The 20,727-nt window shown below is 42.7% G+C and carries 18 protein-coding genes, 1 rRNA gene, 1 pseudogene and 1 CRISPR repeat array (1 of these 21 cut by a window edge); of the genes and pseudogenes, 15 read left to right on the forward strand and 5 right to left on the reverse strand.

From position 1 onward, the window contains the following. A CRISPR array of direct repeats spans positions 1-289; the repeat unit is 20 nt; unit sequence ATGAGTGCGTGGATTGAAAT; it begins 7 nt to the left of the window's first position. An 822-nt stretch (positions 290-1,111) separates the two neighbouring features. Next, a complete protein-coding gene (locus tag MKY83_RS04270; RefSeq protein WP_044139674.1) occupies positions 1,112-2,092 on the reverse strand; it encodes a metal-dependent hydrolase in 981 nt (326 codons plus the stop codon). Positions 2,093-2,283: 191 nt separating this feature from the next. On the opposite strand from MKY83_RS04270, the gene mutY reads away from it, so the two are divergent. Then, positions 2,284-3,384: an A/G-specific adenine glycosylase gene (mutY, locus tag MKY83_RS04275; RefSeq protein ID WP_106067534.1), complete on the forward strand. Its 1,101-nt coding sequence runs from the start codon at positions 2,284-2,286 to the stop codon at positions 3,382-3,384. Here mutY and MKY83_RS04280 read toward each other — a convergent pair. Next, entirely contained in the window at positions 3,371-3,595 is a 225-nt protein-coding gene (locus tag MKY83_RS04280; RefSeq protein ID WP_044139672.1) for a hypothetical protein, read from the reverse strand. The two genes, mutY and MKY83_RS04280, sit on opposite strands and share 14 nt — an antisense overlap. 81 nt (positions 3,596-3,676) lie before the next feature. Between MKY83_RS04280 and fabL the strand changes: the two genes are divergently transcribed. The 10 genes and pseudogenes from fabL to MKY83_RS04330 all read left to right on the forward strand — a co-directional run bounded on the left by fabL (position 3,677) and on the right by MKY83_RS04330 (position 13,436). Further along, the gene (fabL, locus tag MKY83_RS04285) at positions 3,677-4,429 is read left to right on the forward strand and encodes an enoyl-[acyl-carrier-protein] reductase FabL (RefSeq protein ID WP_003217873.1); all 753 of its coding nucleotides are present in this window, start codon (positions 3,677-3,679) and stop codon (positions 4,427-4,429) included. Positions 4,430-4,503: 74 nt separating this feature from the next. Further along, positions 4,504-4,650 (forward strand): annotated as a pseudogene (locus MKY83_RS04290) (gamma-type small acid-soluble spore protein); the annotation flags it as partial. Positions 4,651-5,032: 382 nt separating this feature from the next. Further along, positions 5,033-5,293 carry a YgaB family protein gene (locus MKY83_RS04295; protein ID WP_003217867.1) on the forward strand — a complete coding sequence of 87 codons (261 nt, stop codon included), beginning with the start codon at positions 5,033-5,035 and terminating at the stop codon, positions 5,291-5,293. Positions 5,294-5,440: 147 nt separating this feature from the next. After that, a complete protein-coding gene (locus MKY83_RS04300; RefSeq protein WP_003217818.1) occupies positions 5,441-5,971 on the forward strand; it encodes a DUF402 domain-containing protein in 531 nt (176 codons plus the stop codon). Between the two features lie 104 nt (positions 5,972-6,075). After that, positions 6,076-7,818 (forward strand): ABC transporter ATP-binding protein, encoded by a 1,743-nt coding sequence (locus tag MKY83_RS04305; protein ID WP_065097433.1) that lies wholly within the window; start codon positions 6,076-6,078, stop codon positions 7,816-7,818. 112 nt (positions 7,819-7,930) lie between these two features. Next, positions 7,931-8,953 (forward strand): ABC transporter ATP-binding protein, encoded by a 1,023-nt coding sequence (locus MKY83_RS04310; RefSeq protein ID WP_342488201.1) that lies wholly within the window; start codon positions 7,931-7,933, stop codon positions 8,951-8,953. Beyond that, the gene (locus tag MKY83_RS04315) at positions 8,922-9,899 is read left to right on the forward strand and encodes an ABC transporter ATP-binding protein (RefSeq protein ID WP_342488202.1); all 978 of its coding nucleotides are present in this window, start codon (positions 8,922-8,924) and stop codon (positions 9,897-9,899) included. Before MKY83_RS04310 ends, MKY83_RS04315 begins: the two co-directional genes overlap by 32 nt. After that, positions 9,874-11,460, forward strand: a complete 1,587-nt coding sequence (locus MKY83_RS04320; RefSeq protein ID WP_065097430.1) for an ABC transporter substrate-binding protein — start codon at positions 9,874-9,876, stop codon at positions 11,458-11,460. Before MKY83_RS04315 ends, MKY83_RS04320 begins: the two co-directional genes overlap by 26 nt. Before the next feature lie 60 nt (positions 11,461-11,520). Continuing rightward, entirely contained in the window at positions 11,521-12,522 is a 1,002-nt protein-coding gene (locus MKY83_RS04325) for an ABC transporter permease (protein WP_065097429.1), read from the forward strand. Positions 12,523-12,539: 17 nt separating this feature from the next. Next, positions 12,540-13,436, forward strand: a complete 897-nt coding sequence (locus MKY83_RS04330; protein ID WP_065097428.1) for an ABC transporter permease — start codon at positions 12,540-12,542, stop codon at positions 13,434-13,436. Positions 13,437-13,467: 31 nt separating this feature from the next. Here the strand turns inward: MKY83_RS04330 and MKY83_RS04335 are convergent, their stop codons facing one another. Together MKY83_RS04335 and MKY83_RS04340 are read right to left on the reverse strand one after the other, a co-directional pair. Then, positions 13,468-14,541, reverse strand: a complete 1,074-nt coding sequence (locus tag MKY83_RS04335; RefSeq protein ID WP_065097427.1) for an aromatic acid exporter family protein — start codon at positions 14,539-14,541, stop codon at positions 13,468-13,470. A gap of 246 nt (positions 14,542-14,787) precedes the next feature. After that, complete coding sequence (locus tag MKY83_RS04340; protein WP_065097426.1) at positions 14,788-16,083, reverse strand: glutamate-1-semialdehyde 2,1-aminomutase; 1,296 nt, start codon at positions 16,081-16,083, stop codon at positions 14,788-14,790. Positions 16,084-16,211: 128 nt separating this feature from the next. On the opposite strand from MKY83_RS04340, the gene bcp reads away from it, so the two are divergent. Next, positions 16,212-16,679 (forward strand): thioredoxin-dependent thiol peroxidase, encoded by a 468-nt coding sequence (gene bcp / locus MKY83_RS04345; RefSeq protein WP_065097425.1) that lies wholly within the window; start codon positions 16,212-16,214, stop codon positions 16,677-16,679. Between the two features lie 157 nt (positions 16,680-16,836). After that, complete coding sequence (gene perR, locus MKY83_RS04350; protein WP_003217782.1) at positions 16,837-17,274, forward strand: peroxide-responsive transcriptional repressor PerR; 438 nt, start codon at positions 16,837-16,839, stop codon at positions 17,272-17,274. Positions 17,275-17,308: 34 nt separating this feature from the next. On the opposite strand, the gene MKY83_RS04355 is transcribed toward perR, so the two are convergent. Continuing rightward, positions 17,309-17,656, reverse strand: a complete 348-nt coding sequence (locus tag MKY83_RS04355) for a YgzB family protein (RefSeq protein WP_003217804.1) — start codon at positions 17,654-17,656, stop codon at positions 17,309-17,311. Positions 17,657-17,845: 189 nt separating this feature from the next. Here MKY83_RS04355 and MKY83_RS04360 point away from each other — a divergent pair, with 189 nt between their 5' ends. Then, a complete protein-coding gene (locus MKY83_RS04360; RefSeq protein ID WP_065097424.1) occupies positions 17,846-18,724 on the forward strand; it encodes a nucleotidyltransferase-like protein in 879 nt (292 codons plus the stop codon). 318 nt (positions 18,725-19,042) lie between these two features. Further along, positions 19,043-20,591, forward strand: a 16S ribosomal RNA gene (locus MKY83_RS04365). Positions 20,592-20,727 lie beyond the last annotated feature (136 nt).

Below are 20,727 nucleotides of genomic sequence, written 5' to 3' on the forward strand. Positions count from 1 at the left end.
TCTACATGAGTGCGTGGATTGAAATAATCATTAAATTGCCATAGAGATAAACCTTGCTGTCGCACTCTATATGAGTGCGTGGATTGAAATTACCGCCTTTTTTCATGATCGTTCCTCCTTGTGTTGTCGCACTCTATATGAGTGCGTGGATTGAAATAAGTCAAACATAATGTCTAATAGTGCCTTGACTTGTCGCACTCTATATGAGTACGTGGATTGAAATTTTTGTTAACGGCTGTGATAAATAATGGTCTATGGTCGCACTCTACATGAATGCGTGGATTGAAATATTTTGTCGTCTTCAAACCACTGCTGAGTCTTTGGACTGGAGAGTTGGCAATAATATTGTTGGATGTCGCACTCTATATGAGTATGTGGATTGAAATTCCTTTATAAATTCCCACTGAGTAATAAATTTAGTCGCACTCTACATGAGTGCGTGAATTGAAATACGACTGTAAGCCCATATTTCTTTGTAATCTCTAGTCGCACTCTATGTGAGTGCGTGGATTAATAATTACGAAAAACATAACTCAGCCTCTCAGTAGTAATGTATTTAATTAAATTCAAAGTTGTTGCTGAAATAATAAATATGATTATCAAGATTCAAATAGATTTCAGACTAGAAAAATTCGGTGCGAATGAGAGGTGAACATAAAATCTCTGGAACATTCGCACCTATTCATTCGACAAAAATGAGAAAAAATGTATATTTTTTAAGAGTGAAAACAAAGTTCTATATAGAAACTTAAGGGTTTTGACGATCATTCCCTAAAAAATGTTATAATTAGGGCGGAAATCGCAGTCGCACTCTACATGAGTGCGTGGATTGAAATTTTACAAATCCTTGGATACCAAAGACAACAATTTCGTCGCACTCTACATGAGTGTGTGGATTGAAATGATCTCCTCGATCTTGGCTTGATACGTTGGATTGTTGTCGCACTCTACATGAGTGCGTGGATTGAAATGGTGAATGGTGGGAAAAGACAGGAAAGCCTGGTGTCGCACTCAACATAAGTGCATAGATCACTGTTTCTGCGAATTACATAAATTCAAAATAATGTACTTCCCCCTAAATCCAAGCCCTACACAACAAAAAAAGACTCGCTCACACAGAGCCGAGTCTTAATTTTTTTTGCAGTTTTTCTTCACTGAAAATCCAGCCGGTATAGGAATTTTTGATTTGGTGGTCCATGTCGATATGGCAGATTGCGACAAAAGGATAGTGCCCTTTGCTGCGATAGCGCAAATCAATGAACCGCACCTCATAATGATCCTTGTATTTATCCACTTCCCACCGGTAGACAGGGGAGAAGGAGAGGAAGGCTGAAATATTTTCGTCTTGCTTGGCAATTTTCATAATCTCTGTATCAGGGACCGGCACACGGTTAAAGGTGTCTAAAATGACAACCTCTCCATTCATACTGCGCCCAACATGGAAAGAGGATTTACATTTCACGGCAATGCGCCATTGTCTGAACTTCATTGTAGGCGAAATAATAATGTCTTCAATTTCATCGAATTGTGCACGCAGCTGATGTTTAATCTGAAGCTGCATGATCACCCTGACGATATAATAACAGAAAATCACAGCATACAGCGTAATGAACGTATAACCGGGATGCCCGCCAATCGCCCAAACGACAATGGCGACAAGATGGGTAAAAAAGATAAACGGATCAAACGTGTTAATAATCCCAAGCGCTACCCACTTCTTTGAAAATGGACGAATGGCCTGCGTGCCGTATGCATTGAATATATCGACAAACACATGAAGCACAACGGCTAATAGTGTCCATAGCCAAAGGTGAAGTAAATTCGCCCCCGGCACAAATGGGAAAATCACAGCCGGAATTAGCAATGACCAAAACAGTACAGCAGGAATGGAATGTGTAAATCCTCGGTGATTTCTTATATAAACCGCATTATTTTTTAGTTTTAGCACAGTATCAATGTCTGGTGCTTGGGAGCCGGCGATGGTCGCGATCATCACGGCGTGTGCCATATGTGGATCTGCGCTGACGGCTGGATCTAAAAGTGCAAGTCCCCCAAGAGAAATGCCCATTACTACATGAGTACCAGTATCCAATTGATTACCTCCTAGTTGTCATGCTTAGGAACAATCATACAAAGTATACGCCTTCTTTCAAGACTATGTGCAAAAGCACTTTTGCTTTGTTCTGATTTAATGTAACATGTTAACGTATCTACAAACAGTATACAACAAATAAGGTTCTTTTCAGAATGTTAGCCCTTGGTTCAATAAGAAGGAGTATAGATATGAAAGACATTCAAGAAAAGCTGGACCGCAAAGATATTGCGGGCTTTCAGCATGATTTAATTGATTGGTATGAAAAAGAACAACGAACACTTCCGTGGCGTGAAAATCAAGATCCATACCGCGTATGGGTATCAGAAGTGATGCTTCAGCAAACGAGGGTGGATACGGTCATTCCGTACTTCAACCGGTTTATGGAGCAATTCCCGACGGTGAAGGATCTTGCTTTAGCTGATGAAGAAAAAGTCATGAAAGCATGGGAAGGTCTTGGCTACTACTCAAGAGTGCGTAATTTACAGGCAGCTGTGAAAGAAGTCTATGAATCCTACGAGGGCGTTGTCCCTGATACGAAAGAGCAATTTTCAAAGCTCAAAGGTGTAGGTCCGTATACGAGCGGCGCAGTACTGAGTATCGCCTATAACAAGCCGTACCCTGCGGTAGACGGCAACGTTATGAGGGTCATTTCCCGTATTTTGTCCATATGGGATGATATTGCAAAACCAAAAACGAGAAATATTTTCGAGTTTGCGGTGGATCAGCTCATTTCCCGGGAAAAGCCGTCAGAATTCAATCAAGGGTTGATGGAGCTAGGTGCGCTCATTTGCACCCCAACATCCCCTGCATGTCTCATTTGCCCTGTAAACATGCATTGCTCGGCACTCGAGGAAGGCGTTCAGCATGAGCTCCCAGTGAAAAGCAAAAAGAAAAAACCGACTGCAAAATCAATGGCAGCAGCGGTGTTATTTGATGACGCAGGCAACCTTTATATTCATAAGCGGCCAAGTACAGGCCTGCTTGCGAATTTATGGGAATTCCCTAATTTGGAAACCATAAAGGGAAGAAAAACGGAAAAAGAGCAGCTAATGGATTTCTTAAAAGAGGAGGCAGGTGTACAAGCAGAGCTTGGTGATTTAGAAGGCACCATTCAGCATGTATTTACCCACCTCATCTGGAATATTTCTGTTTTCTTTGGACGTGTGACATCTGTATCTGATGACACGATGCTGAAAAAAGTGACAACAGAAGAATTTAAGGCATATGCTTTGCCAGTCTCACATCAAAAAATATGGAAGATGGCACTTGAACAGCCTAGTCATATTTAACCGTTGTACCATGGGTATAATCGGCTTCATTTCGGTGCAGACCCCCGCGGTTTTCAATTTCAGAAATGATTTCTCGATACTTAGATTGCCCTTCTTCGTTTAAATAAGGTAAAATTTGTTGGAAAGCATGATGAAAGTAAGCAAGCTCAGTATCTTTCCATTGATCCTTGGACATCATGCCAAGCTGGCTTAAATCGCGTCCGACATACATGAATGTAACCTCCTAATAGGAACTTTCCTATTAGTGTGAAGCGAATGGACGAAAACTATTCAAATCAGGAGATGAACCATAATGAGTCAACGTAAATGTGCATTAATTACAGGCAGCAGTAGAGGTGTAGGAAAAGAAGTAGCCCTTCGTCTAGCTGAAAAAGGATATGACATTGTCATTAACTATGCGAGAAGCAAAAAAGCCGCACTTGAAACAGCGGAAGAAATTGAAGCGATGGGTGTGAAAACATTGGTTGTCAAAGCCAACGTAGGTCAGCCAGAGAAAATCAAAGATATGTTTCAGCAAATCGACGAAACCTTTGGCCGTTTAGATATATTTGTGAACAATGCGGCATCTGGTGTTCAGCGTCCAATCATGGACCTTGAAGAAAATCATTGGGACTGGACGATGAATATCAATGCGAAAGCTTTATTATTCTGCGGACAAGAAGCGGCGAAATTAATGGAGAAAAACGGCGGCGGACATATCGTCAGCATTAGCTCACTAGGCTCCATCCGCTACCTTGAAAATTACACAGTAGTCGGCGTATCAAAAGCAGCATTAGAAGCGTTGACGCGTTATCTATCTGTTGAGCTGTCACAAAAAAATATCGTCGTGAATGCCGTATCTGGCGGCGCGATCGATACAGATGCACTTAAGCACTTCCCGAACCGAGAAGAGCTTTTAGAAGACGCCAAGAAAAATACACCAGCTGGCCGAATGGTGGAAATTAAAGACATGGTCGACAGCGTCGAATTCCTTGTATCAGGCAAGGCAGACATGATTAGAGGACAGACGATTATTGTGGATGGCGGACGTTCTTTGCTTGTTTAAAAAATCATGAATAGGAAGTACACCTTCTGCGCAAATTAATGTGCGTGGAGGTGATAATGATGGATAAACAACAAAACAAAACAAACGCACAACAAGTGAAAAAACAAAACCAAGCTTCTGCTCAAGGTCAATATGGTACTGAATTTGCTAGCGAGACTGACGCACAGCAAGTAAAAAAATACAACCAAAAAGCTGAGCAAAACAAACAACAAAACAGCTAATCACTGAAACAGAGAAAGCACTTCATCTACGAATGGAGTGCTTTTCTTTCAGATTGTTGACAAAGGGCTAAAATGATCTTTATTTTAGTCCTTTGTCTTCTTTTCAGCGTGACATGAAAACCTTTGAAGTCTAGGAAGGACGAGCACCGGAGCGGAGCGAATTTGACATTCGTGAGCACCGAAGCGCAGACCTGACACCGAATGCGAGGGTTTGTCTGCACGCTGAAGCACTTCATCTACGAATGAAGTGCTTTTCTTTTTGCCTCTCCCACCATCCGACAAAACCTGTAAAGCCTCTACATAAACAGTCAAAGGATTTCAGCAATCTTTCAAGAAGTGGTATACAGACAAAAAGTGGATGGGAATAAAAGGGAGGAGTTAGATGTCTGATTTCGATCAGCTTGTAAAAGAACAAATGCAGCTCATGGATCAACTACTCAATGTACAGGGAGAACTCGATCTATGCTTAGAAACAGAAAAACAATTGCTGCAAGATGAAAAAAAAGAAGAGTGGACCAGGATTCATGATCAAATCAAACAAAAACGTAAGGAACTGCAAAAAATCCAAACCTTGTTTACAAAACAGACAGAAGAGGTCATCAATTCATATAAGCAGATGGAAAAGAGTTCAACCGTGATGTAAGACAGTGTGCCGTTCAATTGGGTTGAATGGCTTTTTCATTTCATTTTTTAATGATGTAACGGTATAATATGATAGAGACATGTTTAGTTGGGAAATTAGGTCTTTGGACTGTTATGTTTGTTTGTTATAGAAAGTAGGGGAGAAAATATGGGCTATCCCAAGGAAGGAGAAAGCATCCAAATTCAAAGCTATAAACACAATGGCTTGATCCACAGGATTTGGAATGAAACCACCATTCTGAAAGCAACGGAATTGTGTATCATTGGTGCAAACGACCGGACAATGGTGACTGAATCCGACGGCCGTACTTGGATGACGAGAGAACCGGCTATTTGCTATTTCCATGCAAAACAATGGTTTAATGTGATTGGGATGCTTAGAGATGATGGGGTATATTATTACTGCAACATCAGCTCTCCTTTTGCAACAGATGAAGAAGCAATTAAGTATATTGATTACGACTTAGATGTCAAAGTCTTTCCAGACATGACGTATAATATTTTGGATGAGGATGAATATGCAGATCATAAGAGGCAGATGAATTATCCAAAGGAAATTGATAGTATCTTAAGAGAGCATCTGAATACATTATTGCATTGGATTCACCAGCGGAAAGGTCCGTTTGCTCCTGAATTTGTGGATATGTGGTATGAACGTTTTTTACATTATACAAAATAAGCAAGAGCATCAAAAAACCTGTTTGGCTTTTTAGGCTAACAGGTTTTTGATTGCGTACGGATAAGAGGCACTGGAGGCACTGATAGATTGGGAAGGAGATTTACATGGGGGTCATTAAACGCTACATGGCTTTTGTTACACCGTATAAAAAACAGATTGCATTGACAATGGTCATCGGGATGATCAAGTTCTCGATTCCCTTAACATTGCCTCTGCTTTTAAAGTATGTCATTGATGATGTCATTCAAGGCACGGGGTCGGCTGAAGAAAAGACATCATCTCTACTGATCATTATGGGAATCATGCTCGCATTATTTTTAGTGATGAGGCCGCCTGTTGAATATTATAGACAATACTATGCGCAGTGGACAGGCAGTAAAGTATTATTTGATATTCGAGAAAAGCTGTTTTCGCATATTCAAAAGCTCAGCCTTCGTTATTATGCCAACACGAGAACAGGAGAAATCATTTCTAGAGTCATCAATGATGTGGAGCAGACAAAAGAGTTTGTTATCACAGGTCTTATGAATATTTGGCTAGATTTGATGACCGTGCTGATCGTGATCGCCATTATGTGTACACTGGACATCAAGCTCACCATCGTGTCTGTCATTATTTTTCCGTTATATGCGTTTGCAGTGAAGTATTTTTACGGACGGCTCCGCAAGCTGACAAAAGAGCGGTCACAGGCGCTGGCTGAAGTGCAAGGGCATCTTCATGAGCGGGTACAAGGAATGCCAGTCATTCGGAGCTTTGCCATTGAAGAATATGAACAAGAAAATTTTCATGATGAAAACAAAAATTTCTTAAACAAAGCGATTAATCACACGAATTGGAACGCTAAAACATTTGCCGTCGTCAATACCATCACTGATATTGCACCGCTATTGATCATTGCATTTGCTGGCTACACCGTCATTAATGGATCACTTTCGATCGGGACCATGATCGCCTTTGTCGGTTATATTGACCGGATGTACAACCCGATTCGCCGCCTCATAAACTCATCCACGACTTTAACTCAGTCAGTAGCGTCAATGGATCGTATCTTTGAATTTATTGATGAGCCATACGAGGTAACAGATCGGCCGAATGCGAAAGAAGCCGATCATTTAAAAGGAGAGGTCGAATTTAAAAATGTGTCGTTTCGTTATGAACACACGCAGGAAGAGATTCTCCGCAATATCTCCTTGAAAGTAGAAAAAGGACAAACGGTTGCGCTTGTAGGAATGAGCGGTGGAGGGAAGTCGACTCTCGTCAGCTTAATTCCAAGGTTTTATGATGTGACAAACGGATCACTTGAAATTGACGGCATCGATATAAAAGAGTACAGAGCAAGAAGCCTTCGAAATCAAGTCGGAATGGTGCTGCAGGATACATTCTTATTCAGTGACACGATTAAAGAAAATATTGCGGTTGGAGATCCAGAAGCCTCTTTTGAAAAAATCGTTTCGGCTGCAAAAGCGGCAAATGCCCATGATTTTATTATGTCTCTTCCTGAAGGATATGACACGAAGGTAGGAGAACGGGGCGTGAAGCTGTCAGGCGGTCAAAAACAGCGGATTTCCATTGCAAGGGTCTTTCTTAAAAATCCACCGCTGTTGATTTTAGATGAAGCAACGTCTGCACTAGATTTAGAAAGTGAACATTACATTCAAGAAGCGATGCAAAAGCTAGCAAAGGACCGCACAACCTTTATTGTCGCGCACCGCTTATCAACAATTACACATGCTGACCTCATTGTCGTCATGGAACAAGGCGAGATTGTGGAAAAAGGAACACATGAAGAATTAATGAACCGAGACAGCCACTATCGCCATCTATTTACCATTCAAACATTAAATTAGTAGAAGCCTATCCGATTCTAGCGGATAGGCTTTTTTATGCTTGTCAAAAACATGACATATTTCCCAGCTTGTCTCAATACAATTTTAAAAAGTATGACGGGGTGGTGAATATGTGAAAGAACAAGACGTGCTGCTAGATGTCAAACAGCTGTCCATTGCATTTCAGCAAAAAAAGCAAAAAGTACCCATCGTCCATCACATATCGTTCTCGATTCAAAAAGGAGAAACCTTGGGAATTGTTGGCGAATCTGGCTGCGGGAAAAGCATCACATCTATGTCATTAATGGGACTGAACCAGCAAACAGATACAACGGGAGAGATCCAATTCGAAGGGCAAAACCTGCTGTCGCTTTCAGAAAAACAGTGGCGAGAAATAAGAGGAAATGATATTTCGATGATCTTCCAAGAACCAATGACCTCTCTGAACCCATTAATGACCATCTGCAAACAAATGACGGAAGCCCTTTTCACACATCAAGCAATCGGTCAAAAAGAAGCAAAAGCGAAGGCGGTTGATCTGCTTCAGACAGTCGGATTGAAGCAAGCCGAATCGTTGCTTAAAAAATACCCGCATGAATTATCAGGTGGCATGCGCCAGCGTGTGATGATTGCGATGGCGATGCTTTGTCACCCAAAGCTCATGATCGCAGATGAACCAACAACTGCACTTGATGTGACCATCCAAGCGCAAATCCTTCGCCTGCTCAAAAAGCTGAATGAAGAGATGGACACCGCGATCTTATTTATTACCCATGATCTAGGCGTCGTGCGGCAAATATGCCAGCGAGTCATGATTATGTATGCCGGTCGAATCGTAGAAGAAGGAACCGTTGACCGTATTTTTCAAAAACCTCTGCATCCCTACACAAAAGGTCTTTTCGCCTCAGTTCCATCGTTTAAAGAGAAAAAAGAAAAGCTCATCTCTATTGCAGGTCATGTACCGAAGCCTGGGACCATTCGATCCGGCTGTCAATTTGCCGCGCGCTGCCCTTATCAAATGGCGCAATGTCTTGAAGAAGATCCAGTTTTACAATCCATTGAACAGGATCACCGCGTGGCATGCTTTCTAATGGAAGGAGGAGAAGACACTGAGTCACCCACTCTTGCAAGTGAATCAACTGACAAAACGGTATGACACAGCCGCTTTTTTTTCTAAACACAAACATTCGACTCTGGCTTTAAATCAAGTGTCCTTTCACGTGAAGGAGGGGGAAACGCTTGGCATTGTTGGTGAATCGGGCTGCGGGAAATCAACACTTGGCAAAAGCTTAATGAGATTGACTGAACCGACGTCAGGCTCTATTCAACTGAAAGGGCAAGAGGTCACTCTTTTGAAAGAAAGAGAGATGCGTTCTTTAAGAAAAGACATTCAAATGATTTTTCAAGATCCATACGCTTCATTAAATCCACGAATGAAAATCAAAGATATTTTAGAGGAACCGCTCATTGTCCATCAACATGGAACGAAAGCAGAAAGACGGAAGCGGGTAAAAGAGATGCTGCATATTGTCGGATTTGACCCATCCTACGGAGAACGTTATGCGCACCAATTCAGCGGCGGACAAAGGCAGCGTATTGGTATCGCTAGAGCACTCATTACCCATCCAAGTCTTGTCATTGCCGATGAACCCGTTTCAGCTTTAGATGTATCCGTTCAGGCGCAAATTTTGAATTTGATGCTTGAATTGCAAAAGACACTTTCTCTAACGTATCTATTTATTTCTCACGATCTTGGTGTTGTCAGGTATATGAGCGACCGAATCGCAGTCATGTATGCAGGCCGCATTGTCGAGATGGGGCCTGCCGAAGACGTATTTCACAGCCCGCTTCATCCTTATACATCGCTGCTTCTGAAATCCATTCCACATATGGATCACGTGCTAGAGACGCAAGATGTGTCGGCAGAAGAGTCTGCCATGACACCAAGCGGCGGCTGTCCTTTCTACAAAAGGTGTCCAAAAAGGTGGGAGAAATGCTTAAAAGCAGTACCTGCTTTGTATGAGGAGGAACCGGGGCACGCAGCGGCGTGTTACTTATATCAAAAGGAGGAACACAATGAAGAAGACATGGTTGTTCAGTAGTTTCATTTTTGTGCTGGCGCTTGCACTGTTTTTGGGGGGATGCTCGTCCGCACCGTCATCAGAAGAAAAAGCAACAAAAGATACCCTCGTATTTGGCAGAGGAGGAGACTCCACTTCACTTGATCCAATCACAACAACAGAAGGCGAAACCTTCAAGGTCACAGAGAATATGTTTGAAAAGCTGCTGAATTATGGTGAGAAAGACACGACCATCCATCCAGGTCTCGCAACAGACTGGGATGTTGCAAAGGACGGAAAATCATACACATTCTACTTAAGAGAAGGTGTGAAATTTCACGATGGCACAGACTTTAACGCAGAAGCAGTGAAATTCAACTTTGATCGTTGGATGAATGGCGATGCAGAAAAATTCCCTTACTACGGCATGTTTGGTGGCTATAAAAAAGATAAAGGCCATGTGATTAAAGACATCATCGTCAAAGGTGAGCATGAAGTTGAATTTCAGCTAAAGCGCCCGCAGGCGACATTCCTTAAAAACATTGCCATGTCACCGTTTGGCATCGCGAGTCCTGCGGCTGTTGAAAAAAGCGGCGATTCCTTTCGTGAGAATCCAGTGGGAACAGGACCATTCAAATTTAAAGAGTGGAAACAAAACGACCGTATCGTGTTAGAAAAGAACGAAGATTACTGGCAGAAGGATAAACCAAAACTGAATCAAATCATCTTCCGCTCGATCCCAGAAAACTCGGCTCGTTTAAATGCTTTGAAAACAGGCGAGATCGATTTGATGGATGGCGTGAATCCGTCAGATTTAGATGGCATTAAAACTGATAAGGCACTCCAGCTCATTGAAAGACCATCAATGAATGTAGGCTATATCGGACTGACCGTCACAAGGAAGCCGCTCGATAACAAGCTCGTTCGTCAAGCGCTCAATTACGCGGTCGATAAAGAATCCATTATTAAGTCATTTTATGGCGGACTTGCCGAGCCAGCAAAAAACCCTCTTCCGCCAGCTTTAGAAGGCTACAATGACGACATTGATCCATATCCGTATGATCCTGAAAAAGCGAAGGAACTTTTAAAAGAAGCGGGCTTTCCTGACGGCTTTCGTATCAAGCTTTGGGCGATGCCTGTACCGCGTCCATATATGCCAGATGGGATGAAGGTAGCAGAAGTCATTCAATCAAACTTTGAAAAGGTCGGAGTCAAAGCAGAAATTGTGACTTACGACTGGGCGACCTATTTAGATAAGGCAAGTAAAGGGGAGGCTGATGTGTTCTTATTAGGCTGGACAGGGGACAATGGCGATCCTGATAATTTCATCTACACACTTTTGGACAAAGACAGCATTGGCGGCAACAACTATACATTCTTCGAAAACGATAAAATGCACGACATCCTCATTGAAGCACAAACAGACACAGATCAAAAGAAACGAAATGAGCTATATAAAAAAGCACAAGAAATCATTCATGATGAAGCACCTTGGATTCCATTGGTGCATTCAATCCCAATGCTTGCAACATCTAGTGATTTAAAAGGCTACCAGCCGCATCCAACTGGTTCAGAAGCTTTGACTGACGTGTATTTCGAATAAGCAAATAAGGGAGATCTTGTATCTCCCTTATTCAAACAAAGAAAAGGCGGTGAAAGCTGTTTGTTTGCTTATTGTATGAAGCGGGCAGGAATGCTCATCCCAGTATTGATCGGAATGACATTGGTCGTGTTTTCAATTATACGGTTTATTCCAGGGAACCCAGCACAGGTCATCTTAGGACAGCGGGCAACGAAAGAAGCGGTAGAACAGTTAACCATCCAGCTCGGTTTAAACCAGCCTTGGTATGTTCAATACGGACATTACATGCTGGGCCTTTTAAAAGGAGATTTAGGGACTTCGATACGAACAGGAGCGGCTATTGCCCAGGAAATGAAGCCGTACTTATTTGCGACGTTAGAATTGACCTTTTTTGCCATGGTGTTGGCGATTGTTGTGGGTGTAAATGCTGGAATCATCAGTGCTTGGTTTAAACATTCTTTCTTTGATTATGTCGCGATGTTTGTTGCACTCATTGGAGTGTCCATGCCGATTTTCTGGTTAGGCTTAATGGGGCAGTGGCTGTTCTCGATTGAATTAGGTATTTTACCGACAACGGGACGTGAAAATGTAAGAAATCCAGTGGAATCAATCACCTATATTCATACGCTGGACACGCTTTTGCAAGGCCGGTTTGATCAATTCACTGACAGCATCAAGCATTTGATCTTACCAAGTACAGCACTTGCTACAATCCCTGCTGCGATTATTGCGAGGATAACAAGGGCAAGTATGCTGGAAGTGCTTCATTCAGATTTTATTCGAACAGCAAAAGCAAAAGGGGTACGTTCATTTTTCATCATTTATCAGCATGGGTTGAAAAATGCGCTTATTCCGATCTTGACGATTATTGGTCTTCAAACAGGCCTCTTGCTAGGCGGAGCCATTTTAACAGAGACCATTTTTGCATGGCCGGGCATTGGGCGGTATATATATGACGCCATCAGCTATCGTGATTACCCAGTCATTCAAACAGGCATTCTCGTCGTTGCGCTCATATTTGTCCTGATCAATTTCATTGTGGACATCTTGTATGCGGTCATTGATCCAAGGATTAAATATTAGGGAGGGAGAGTGATCACATGGAAGCGCAAAAAGAGCTTGAACCACCTAAGCCAAAAGAAGAACGCTCTCAATCATTGATTCTTGAATCGATGAAGCTGTTCTTTCAGCACAAGCTGGCGGTCATTGGCAGTGTGATTGTCTTTTTATTTCTCATCTTAGCAATATTCGCACCGCTCATTGCTCCTTTTGGAATCAATGAACAATCTCTCGGTGAGCGATTTAGTGCGCCATCAGCTGCGCACTGGTTTGGTACAGATGATTTCGGCAGAGATATATTCTCAAGAGTTGTGCAGGGCACGCGGATTTCCTTATGGGTTGGTTTTTTCTCGGTTCTCGGATCTGTCATTTTAGGCACACTGCTTGGATTAATTGCAGGCTATGGCGGAAGAGTGCTAGATGCTGTGATCTCGAGAGTGTTTGATATTTTACTCGCTTTTCCTAGTATTCTACTAGCGATTGCGATCGTCTCCATCTTAGGACCCTCTTTACAAAATGCCCTTATTGCCATTGCGATTATTAATGTCCCAACCTTTGGACGACTCGTTCGTTCAAAAGTGCTGAGTATTAAACAAGAAGAATACGTGCTAGCAGCAAAGGCGATTGGGATGTCACACCGCCGCATCGTGCTGCGTCACATTCTGCCAAACAGTATGGTGCCGGTCATCGTACAGGCGACGCTTGCGATCGGAACAGCGATTATCGAGGCAGCGGCTTTAGGTTTTTTAGGATTAGGTGCACAGGCACCAAGCCCAGAGTGGGGGAAGATGCTCGCCGATGCGAGACCTTATCTCGTTCAAGCCCCTTGGACATTAATTTTCCCAGGTGTAGCGATCATGCTGACAGTTTTAGGTTTTAACCTGATGGGAGATGGATTAAGAGACACACTGGATCCTAAAATGAAGAAAATCAAATAAGACCAATTCTAGGAATTGGTCTTTTCTCAGTTTATGCTTCTTTTTCTTCTGTCTCAATTTCACTGTCTTTTGGGTGATACGTCTGGAAGCTTGTAATCAATGTATCTAAATGCTCTAGTTCATCACGGTATTCGATGATGCTGGACATGACATTTAGCATATTGTAATCGAGCAAGTCGTTTTCTTGGTTTTGCTGATGCTGGATAAATGATTTCGTTAACGTTTCAAGGCGAAGAGAGCATTCATTTTGAAATTCATCGTCCTGCGGTTTCATTTTACCGACGAATTTCATCAAGGTGCGCTCATGCCAATACAGTAAGTAATCAATTTCATCTGTTAAGCTTTCCTTGAAATGCTCTGGCATCAAAAGAATTTCATTTTCTAATTTATGAAGCTTTTTCAGCAAGTAAAGGGCACGATTCGATGTCATAATGGCCTGTCTGAACAAAACGAGCTTTCTTGATTTTACATAGGTTGTTTTCTTTAAATAGCTTCGTTCCTCTTTGTATAACAAGTAAATGTGATCTAATTTGATCATGCGTTCTTTTATTTGATCGATGTCATCTTTTAAAATGGAATGATCAGTAGACTGTCTGGAGCTCAGACGGATCCATTTTAAAATCTCCTCCGTATTTTCCATAATGTGATGAACAAGCTTTGTTTCATACTTTGGCGGCAGGAAGATTAAATTCACTAAAAATGAAGAAAGAACTCCTAACACCACAGTAGCTGTTCGAATTAAGGCAAAGGAAAGGAAATGATCCCCTGCACTTTCTAAAATCGCAATGACGGTTACAAGTGCAATTGGAATCGTGTGTTCAATCTTCAGCTTTAAATTAATGGCAATGACCATGACGGCGGTTAAACCGATAATGACTGGTCCAGTACCAAAAAGCAGGCCGAACGTAATGGCAAGTGCTGCTCCAATAATATTGGCTTGCACTTGATCAACAATCGTTAAAAAAGATCGATAAATAGATGGCTGGATAGCAAATACAGCTGCAATTCCCGCGAAGACGGGCGTTGGCAACCCAAGCCATGTTGCCAGGTAAAGCGCGAGTACAATGGCAATACCAGTTTTTAAAATACGGGCTCCAAGTTTCATTGGTTTTGTCCCTGCATTCCTTTCTTTTAGATAATAGATGATCACTCGTCATTTATTATAAATATTTTGATGAACAACTAAGTAATATACAGCGGTCTTCCGAAATATTCAAGTGATTTTTGAAAGTTCATGAAAACATCAAAAGAAGGTATTGAGAAGAAATGTAACAGATTCACACGCTTTTGACAAACAAGAGCTGATAAATAAAAAAACAGGCGCATTTTTTTACGCCTGTTTTTGACCCTATTATGATTGTTTCAACTGTTCAAACGCATGATCTACTGCTTGCAGCGTCTCAGAAATATCTTTTTCAGTATGTGCGATCGTTAAGAACCAAGCTTCATATTTAGAAGGAGCGAGGTTAATCCCTTGCGAAAGCATTAATTTAAAGAAGCGGGCGAACATTTCGCCATCCGTATTTTCAGCCTGTTCATAGTTCACAATGGTTTCTTTTGTGAAATAGATCGTGAGAGCCCCTTTTAAGCGGTTCACTGTAATATCTACTTGATGTTTTTTTGCATGGGCTAAAATGCCTTCTTCTAGCATAGCGCCAAGCTGATCAAGACGCTCGTAAACACCATCTTGTTTTAACACTTCCAAGCAGGCAATACCAGAAAGAATGGATGCGGGATTTCCTGCCATCGTGCCAGCTTGATAGGCTGGTCCAAGAGGAGCGACTTGCTCCATAATTTCTTTTTTACCGCCATAAGCACCGATCGGAAGTCCGCCGCCAATGATTTTTCCTAATGCAGTGAGGTCAGGTTTTACTTGAAGCAAGTCCTGTGCGCCTCCGTACATAAAGCGGAAAGCTGTAATCACTTCATCGTAGATCACAAGTGCGCCCTTTTCATGAGTGAGGTCATTGACCTGCTGCAGAAAACCGTCCTTAGGCTCCACGATGCCGAAGTTCCCGACAATTGGCTCGACAAGGACAGCTGCGACTTCATCGCCCCATCGATCCAATGCTTCTTTGTAGCTGTCAATATCATTAAATGGAACGGTAATCACTTCATTGGCGATGCTCTTTGGAACACCCGCTGAATCAGGGGTTCCTAAAGTGGAAGGACCAGAGCCAGCTGCCACAAGTACAAGATCAGAGTGACCGTGATAACATCCAGCAAACTTAATGATCTTTGTTCTGCCTGTATATGCACGTGCGACACGAATCGTTGTCATCACAGCTTCAGTACCTGAATTGACAAAGCGAACTTTGTCCAAAGCAGGCATGGCTTCCTTCAGCATTTTAGCAAAAGTGACTTCATGCTTCGTTGGCGTTCCGTAAAGGACACCTGTTTCAGCCGCTTTTGTAATCGCTTTTGTAATATGAGGGTGGGCATGTCCTGTAATAATTGGGCCGTATGCTGCTAGATAATCGATATAGCGATTTCCATCAACATCCCAAAAATAAGCGCCTTCTCCTTTTTCCATAGCCACGGGTGAACCGCCGCCTACTGCCTTATATGAACGAGAGGGGCTGTTGACACCTCCAACAATATGCTCCAGCGCCTCTTGATGTAATTTTTCTGATTCTGTGAATTTCATAAATAGCCTCCTATCTCAACGTATCACGTCGTCTATCATTATTTTAACATGCCGATGCAAGCGTCCTTAGTTGAATATCCTCTCAAAATTGGATAGGCTATTTAAAAATAGGTTGGAGGGATTGTGTTATGACAATCGAAGTAGGCCAGCAAGTACCTGAAATTGAATTAACCGGTGACAACGGGGAGAAAGTAAAGCTTTCTGACTTTAAAGGAAAACATATTGTCCTTTATTTCTATCCAAAAGATATGACACCAGGTTGTACTACAGAAGCATGTGATTTCCGCGATCGCCATCAAAGCTTTGCAGAATTAGATGCTGTCATTATCGGCGTAAGCCCAGACAGTCAGGACAAGCATCAGAAGTTTAAAGAAAAACATGATTTACCGTTCTTACTTCTTGTAGACGATGAACAGAAATTGTCTGAAGCCTTTGGAGTATGGAAGCTGAAAAAGAACTTTGGCAAAGAATACATGGGCGTCGAACGTTCAACGTTTCTTATTAATAAAGAAGGAACGCTTGTGAAAGAGTGGAGAAAAGTTAAGGTAAAAGACCACGTAGAAGAAGCGCTTGAGGAACTGAAAGCTCACGCTTAATATCATCACAGGATAGGACCGGCAGACACACCGGTCTTTTTTGTGAAGAAGAATAGGTAAAAAAGAGGATTGTAATTGACAAAGATTCGGCTCTGGGGGTACACTATTTATAAAGATTATAATATAAGAATATTTTTGAAGAGAGGTGCATGATGAAATGGCTGCTCACGAACTAAAAGACGCTTTAGATGCTTTAAAAGAAACCGGTGTTCGAATTACTCCGCAGCGCCATGCCATCTTGGAGTTTCTCGTAAATTCTATGACTCACCCAACCGCGGACGATATATATAAAGCACTTGAAGGGAAATTTCCAAATATGAGTGTCGCAACGGTTTACAACAATTTACGAGTCTTCCGGGAATCTGGATTAGTAAAGGAATTAACGTACGGTGATTCCTCAAGCCGATTTGATTTTGCGACATCTGACCATTACCATGCGATTTGTGAAAACTGCGGAAAAATAGTGGACTTTCATTATCCTGGCCTTGATGAAGTTGAACAGCTTGCATCCCATGTGACGGGCTTTACAGTCAGTCATCATCGCTTGGAGATCTATGGGACTTGTCAAGAATGTGCGAAAAAAGAAAATCATTAATGAAAAAGCTGACCGGTTAAATGGTCAGCTTTTTTTATGACTTTTTTCGATTGTAGGATTCATCAAACTCTTTGCCTTCTAATGCTGGATCGAGTGTAAGCGGCTCTCTGCAATGCATGCACATGTCCACCCGCCCAAGCACTTTTGTTTCCTTCTCACAGCCTGGACATACGACACGGACTGCCTTCGTAGAAAGCATACCGATCCAAAAGTAAACCACTGTACTCAATCCGATCGATAAGACGCCGAGCAGCATAAAGAAAGTCGACAGCCAAATCGATTCCTTGAAGAACACACCGATATACATGATCAGAAAGCCAACAAAAACCAAACTAAGTGCAAATGTTCTGATTTTATTAATCTTACTGGAGTATTTCGCCATCCCTAGTCCCCCTTGTCTCCAATATAGCACATTTTACCTTTCCGTTTGAATTAGTTATAGAGTTTTGTGAATAAATTGCTTATAATGATTCAATGATCTTTTTTCTTGAATTGAAGGAATTTTGATTCTATGAGGAGAAATACATAGCATTAGAGAAGAACTTTACACCCGAGTATTGGAGGAATCACTATGGAAAATCTTCTCCGTCCTATTTATCAAGAGAGAGCAAGCCATCCAGACACATTGGCTGTGATTATAGTAGAAAGAAGACACAAGGTATCTTCTGAGACGGATAACTTTGATGCAGCTCTTCTAGTCATTGTAAAAGAAGCGGAAGAGCCGTTATTTATCAAGCACTATGAATCCGATCACCAAACAGCTTCTTTAAATATTGTCACAGATGAGCAGTTGAAGGAATGGATTACCCTTGGCACGAACCGCCGAATCATTGATTGGATTTTGAATGGGAAAGTCCTATTTGATCGAAATGAATACATTTTCAATTTAATTGATGACCTGAGTACATTCCCATTTTCAAACCGCAAACTTAAAATCGGCTTAGAATACGGCAAGCTAATTCGCAGATATATAGAAGGAAAAGCATTTTTTGAGTCAAATCAATTCCTTGATGCATATAATTCAATTGTGCATGCTCTGCATCATTTGGCACGTATTGAAGTGATCGATAAAGGTTTCCACCCAGAAGTGACAGTTTGGAATCAGGTGCGTCATATGGAACCGGAAGTATATAAACTTTATTCAGAACTCATTGAAAGCCACGAAAGCCTTCATAAGCGTTTGGAACTTTTATTTTTAGCAAATGACTTTTTGATCCATTCAAAAGCAGAAATTGGCGCCGCTCATTTGCGTCATGTCATGGAACAGCAAGATATATGGCTTTTTGGCGAGCTTCTCGCGCATCCTGACCTCAAGTATTTCACGCCTGACCTTAGCGTCATGATTGATTTCTTTGTGGAAAAAGGAATTGTTCAAGTGGAGCCGATTGAGACAAAGGGACAAAAAATCTATCATCGAGGATATTTTGTGAAAAAAGATATTGACGCCTGAATATTATGATGGTATATTATTATACGTCGCTAACGAGCAACCAAGTTGCTTTGAAAGAAAAGCTGACAAAAAGAAATTCTAAAAAACACTTGACGCACACAGCATGGAAATGTTATATTGAGAAAGTCGCCTCTGAGAGACGATGAAGATGATCTTTGAAAACTAAACAAGACAAAACGTACCTGTTAATTCGAGTTTTTATAAAAAAATCCTATGATATATCATAGGTAGTCAGTCAAACGCTGACGAGGCAGGAAATGATCACATGCTAAGTTCGCTACATCGTGTAGCAACGCATGTGTGATATGCATCCTGCATACCTCGGAGAGTTTGATCCTGGCTCAGGACGAACGCTGGCGGCGTGCCTAATACATGCAAGTCGAGCGAACAGAAGGGAGCTTGCTCCCGGATGTTAGCGGCGGACGGGTGAGTAACACGTGGGTAACCTGCCTGTAAGACTGGGATAACTCCGGGAAACCGGAGCTAATACCGGATAGTTCCTTGAACCGCATGGTTCAAGGATGAAAGACGGTTTCGGCTGTCACTTACAGATGGACCCGCGGCGCATTAGCTAGTTGGTGGGGTAATGGCTCACCAAGGCGACGATGCGTAGCCGACCTGAGAGGGTGATCGGCCACACTGGGACTGAGACACGGCCCAGACTCCTACGGGAGGCAGCAGTAGGGAATCTTCCGCAATGGACGAAAGTCTGACGGAGCAACGCCGCGTGAGTGATGAAGGTTTTCGGATCGTAAAGCTCTGTTGTTAGGGAAGAACAAGTGCGAGAGTAACTGCTCGCACCTTGACGGTACCTAACCAGAAAGCCACGGCTAACTACGTGCCAGCAGCCGCGGTAATACGTAGGTGGCAAGCGTTGTCCGGAATTATTGGGCGTAAAGGGCTCGCAGGCGGTTTCTTAAGTCTGATGTGAAAGCCCCCGGCTCAACCGGGGAGGGTCATTGGAAACTGGGAAACTTGAGTGCAGAAGAGGAGAGTGGAATTCCACGTGTAGCGGTGAAATGCGTAGAGATGTGGAGGAACACCAGTGGCGAAGGCGACTCTCTGGTCTGTAACTGACGCTGAGGAGCGAAAGCGTGGGGAGCGAACAGGATTAGATACCCTGGTAGTCCACGCCGTAAACGATGAGTGCTAAGTGTTAGGGGGTTTCCGCCCCTTAGTGCTGCAGCTAACGCATTAAGCACTCCGCCTGGGGAGTACGGTCGCAAGACTGAAACTCAAAGGAATTGACGGGGGCCCGCACAAGCGGTGGAGCATGTGGTTTAATTCGAAGCAACGCGAAGAACCTTACCAGGTCTTGACATCCTCTGACAACCCTAGAGATAGGGCTTTCCCTTCGGGGACAGAGTGACAGGTGGTGCATGGTTGTCGTCAGCTCGTGTCGTGAGATGTTGGGTTAAGTCCCGCAACGAGCGCAACCCTTGATCTTAGTTGCCAGCATTTAGTTGGGCACTCTAAGGTGACTGCCGGTGACAAACCGGAGGAAGGTGGGGATGACGTCAAATCATCATGCCCCTTATGACCTGGGCTACACACGTGCTACAATGGACAGAACAAAGGGCTGCGAGACCGCAAGGTTTAGCCAATCCCATAAATCTGTTCTCAGTTCGGATCGCAGTCTGCAACTCGACTGCGTGAAGCTGGAATCGCTAGTAATCGCGGATCAGCATGCCGCGGTGAATACGTTCCCGGGCCTTGTACACACCGCCCGTCACACCACGAGAGTTTGTAACACCCGAAGTCGGTGAGGTAACCTTTATGGAGCCAGCCGCCGAAGGTGGGACAGATGATTGGGGTGAAGTCGTAACAAGGTAGCCGTATCGGAAGGTGCGGCTGGATCACCTCCTTTCTAAGGATATATGGAGCAGCGTGCGTTTTCGTCTTGTTTAGTTTTGAAGGATCATTCCTTCAAAACATGTCTCTAGCGAGACAGGATTGTTCTTTGAAAACTAGATAACAATAAGTAATACATTCACATTGAATGC

Origin of the sequence: Bacillus sp. FSL M8-0266 (assembly GCF_038613425.1) — a bacterium.
Taxonomy (GTDB): Bacteria; Bacillota; Bacilli; order Bacillales; family Bacillaceae; genus Bacillus; species Bacillus pumilus.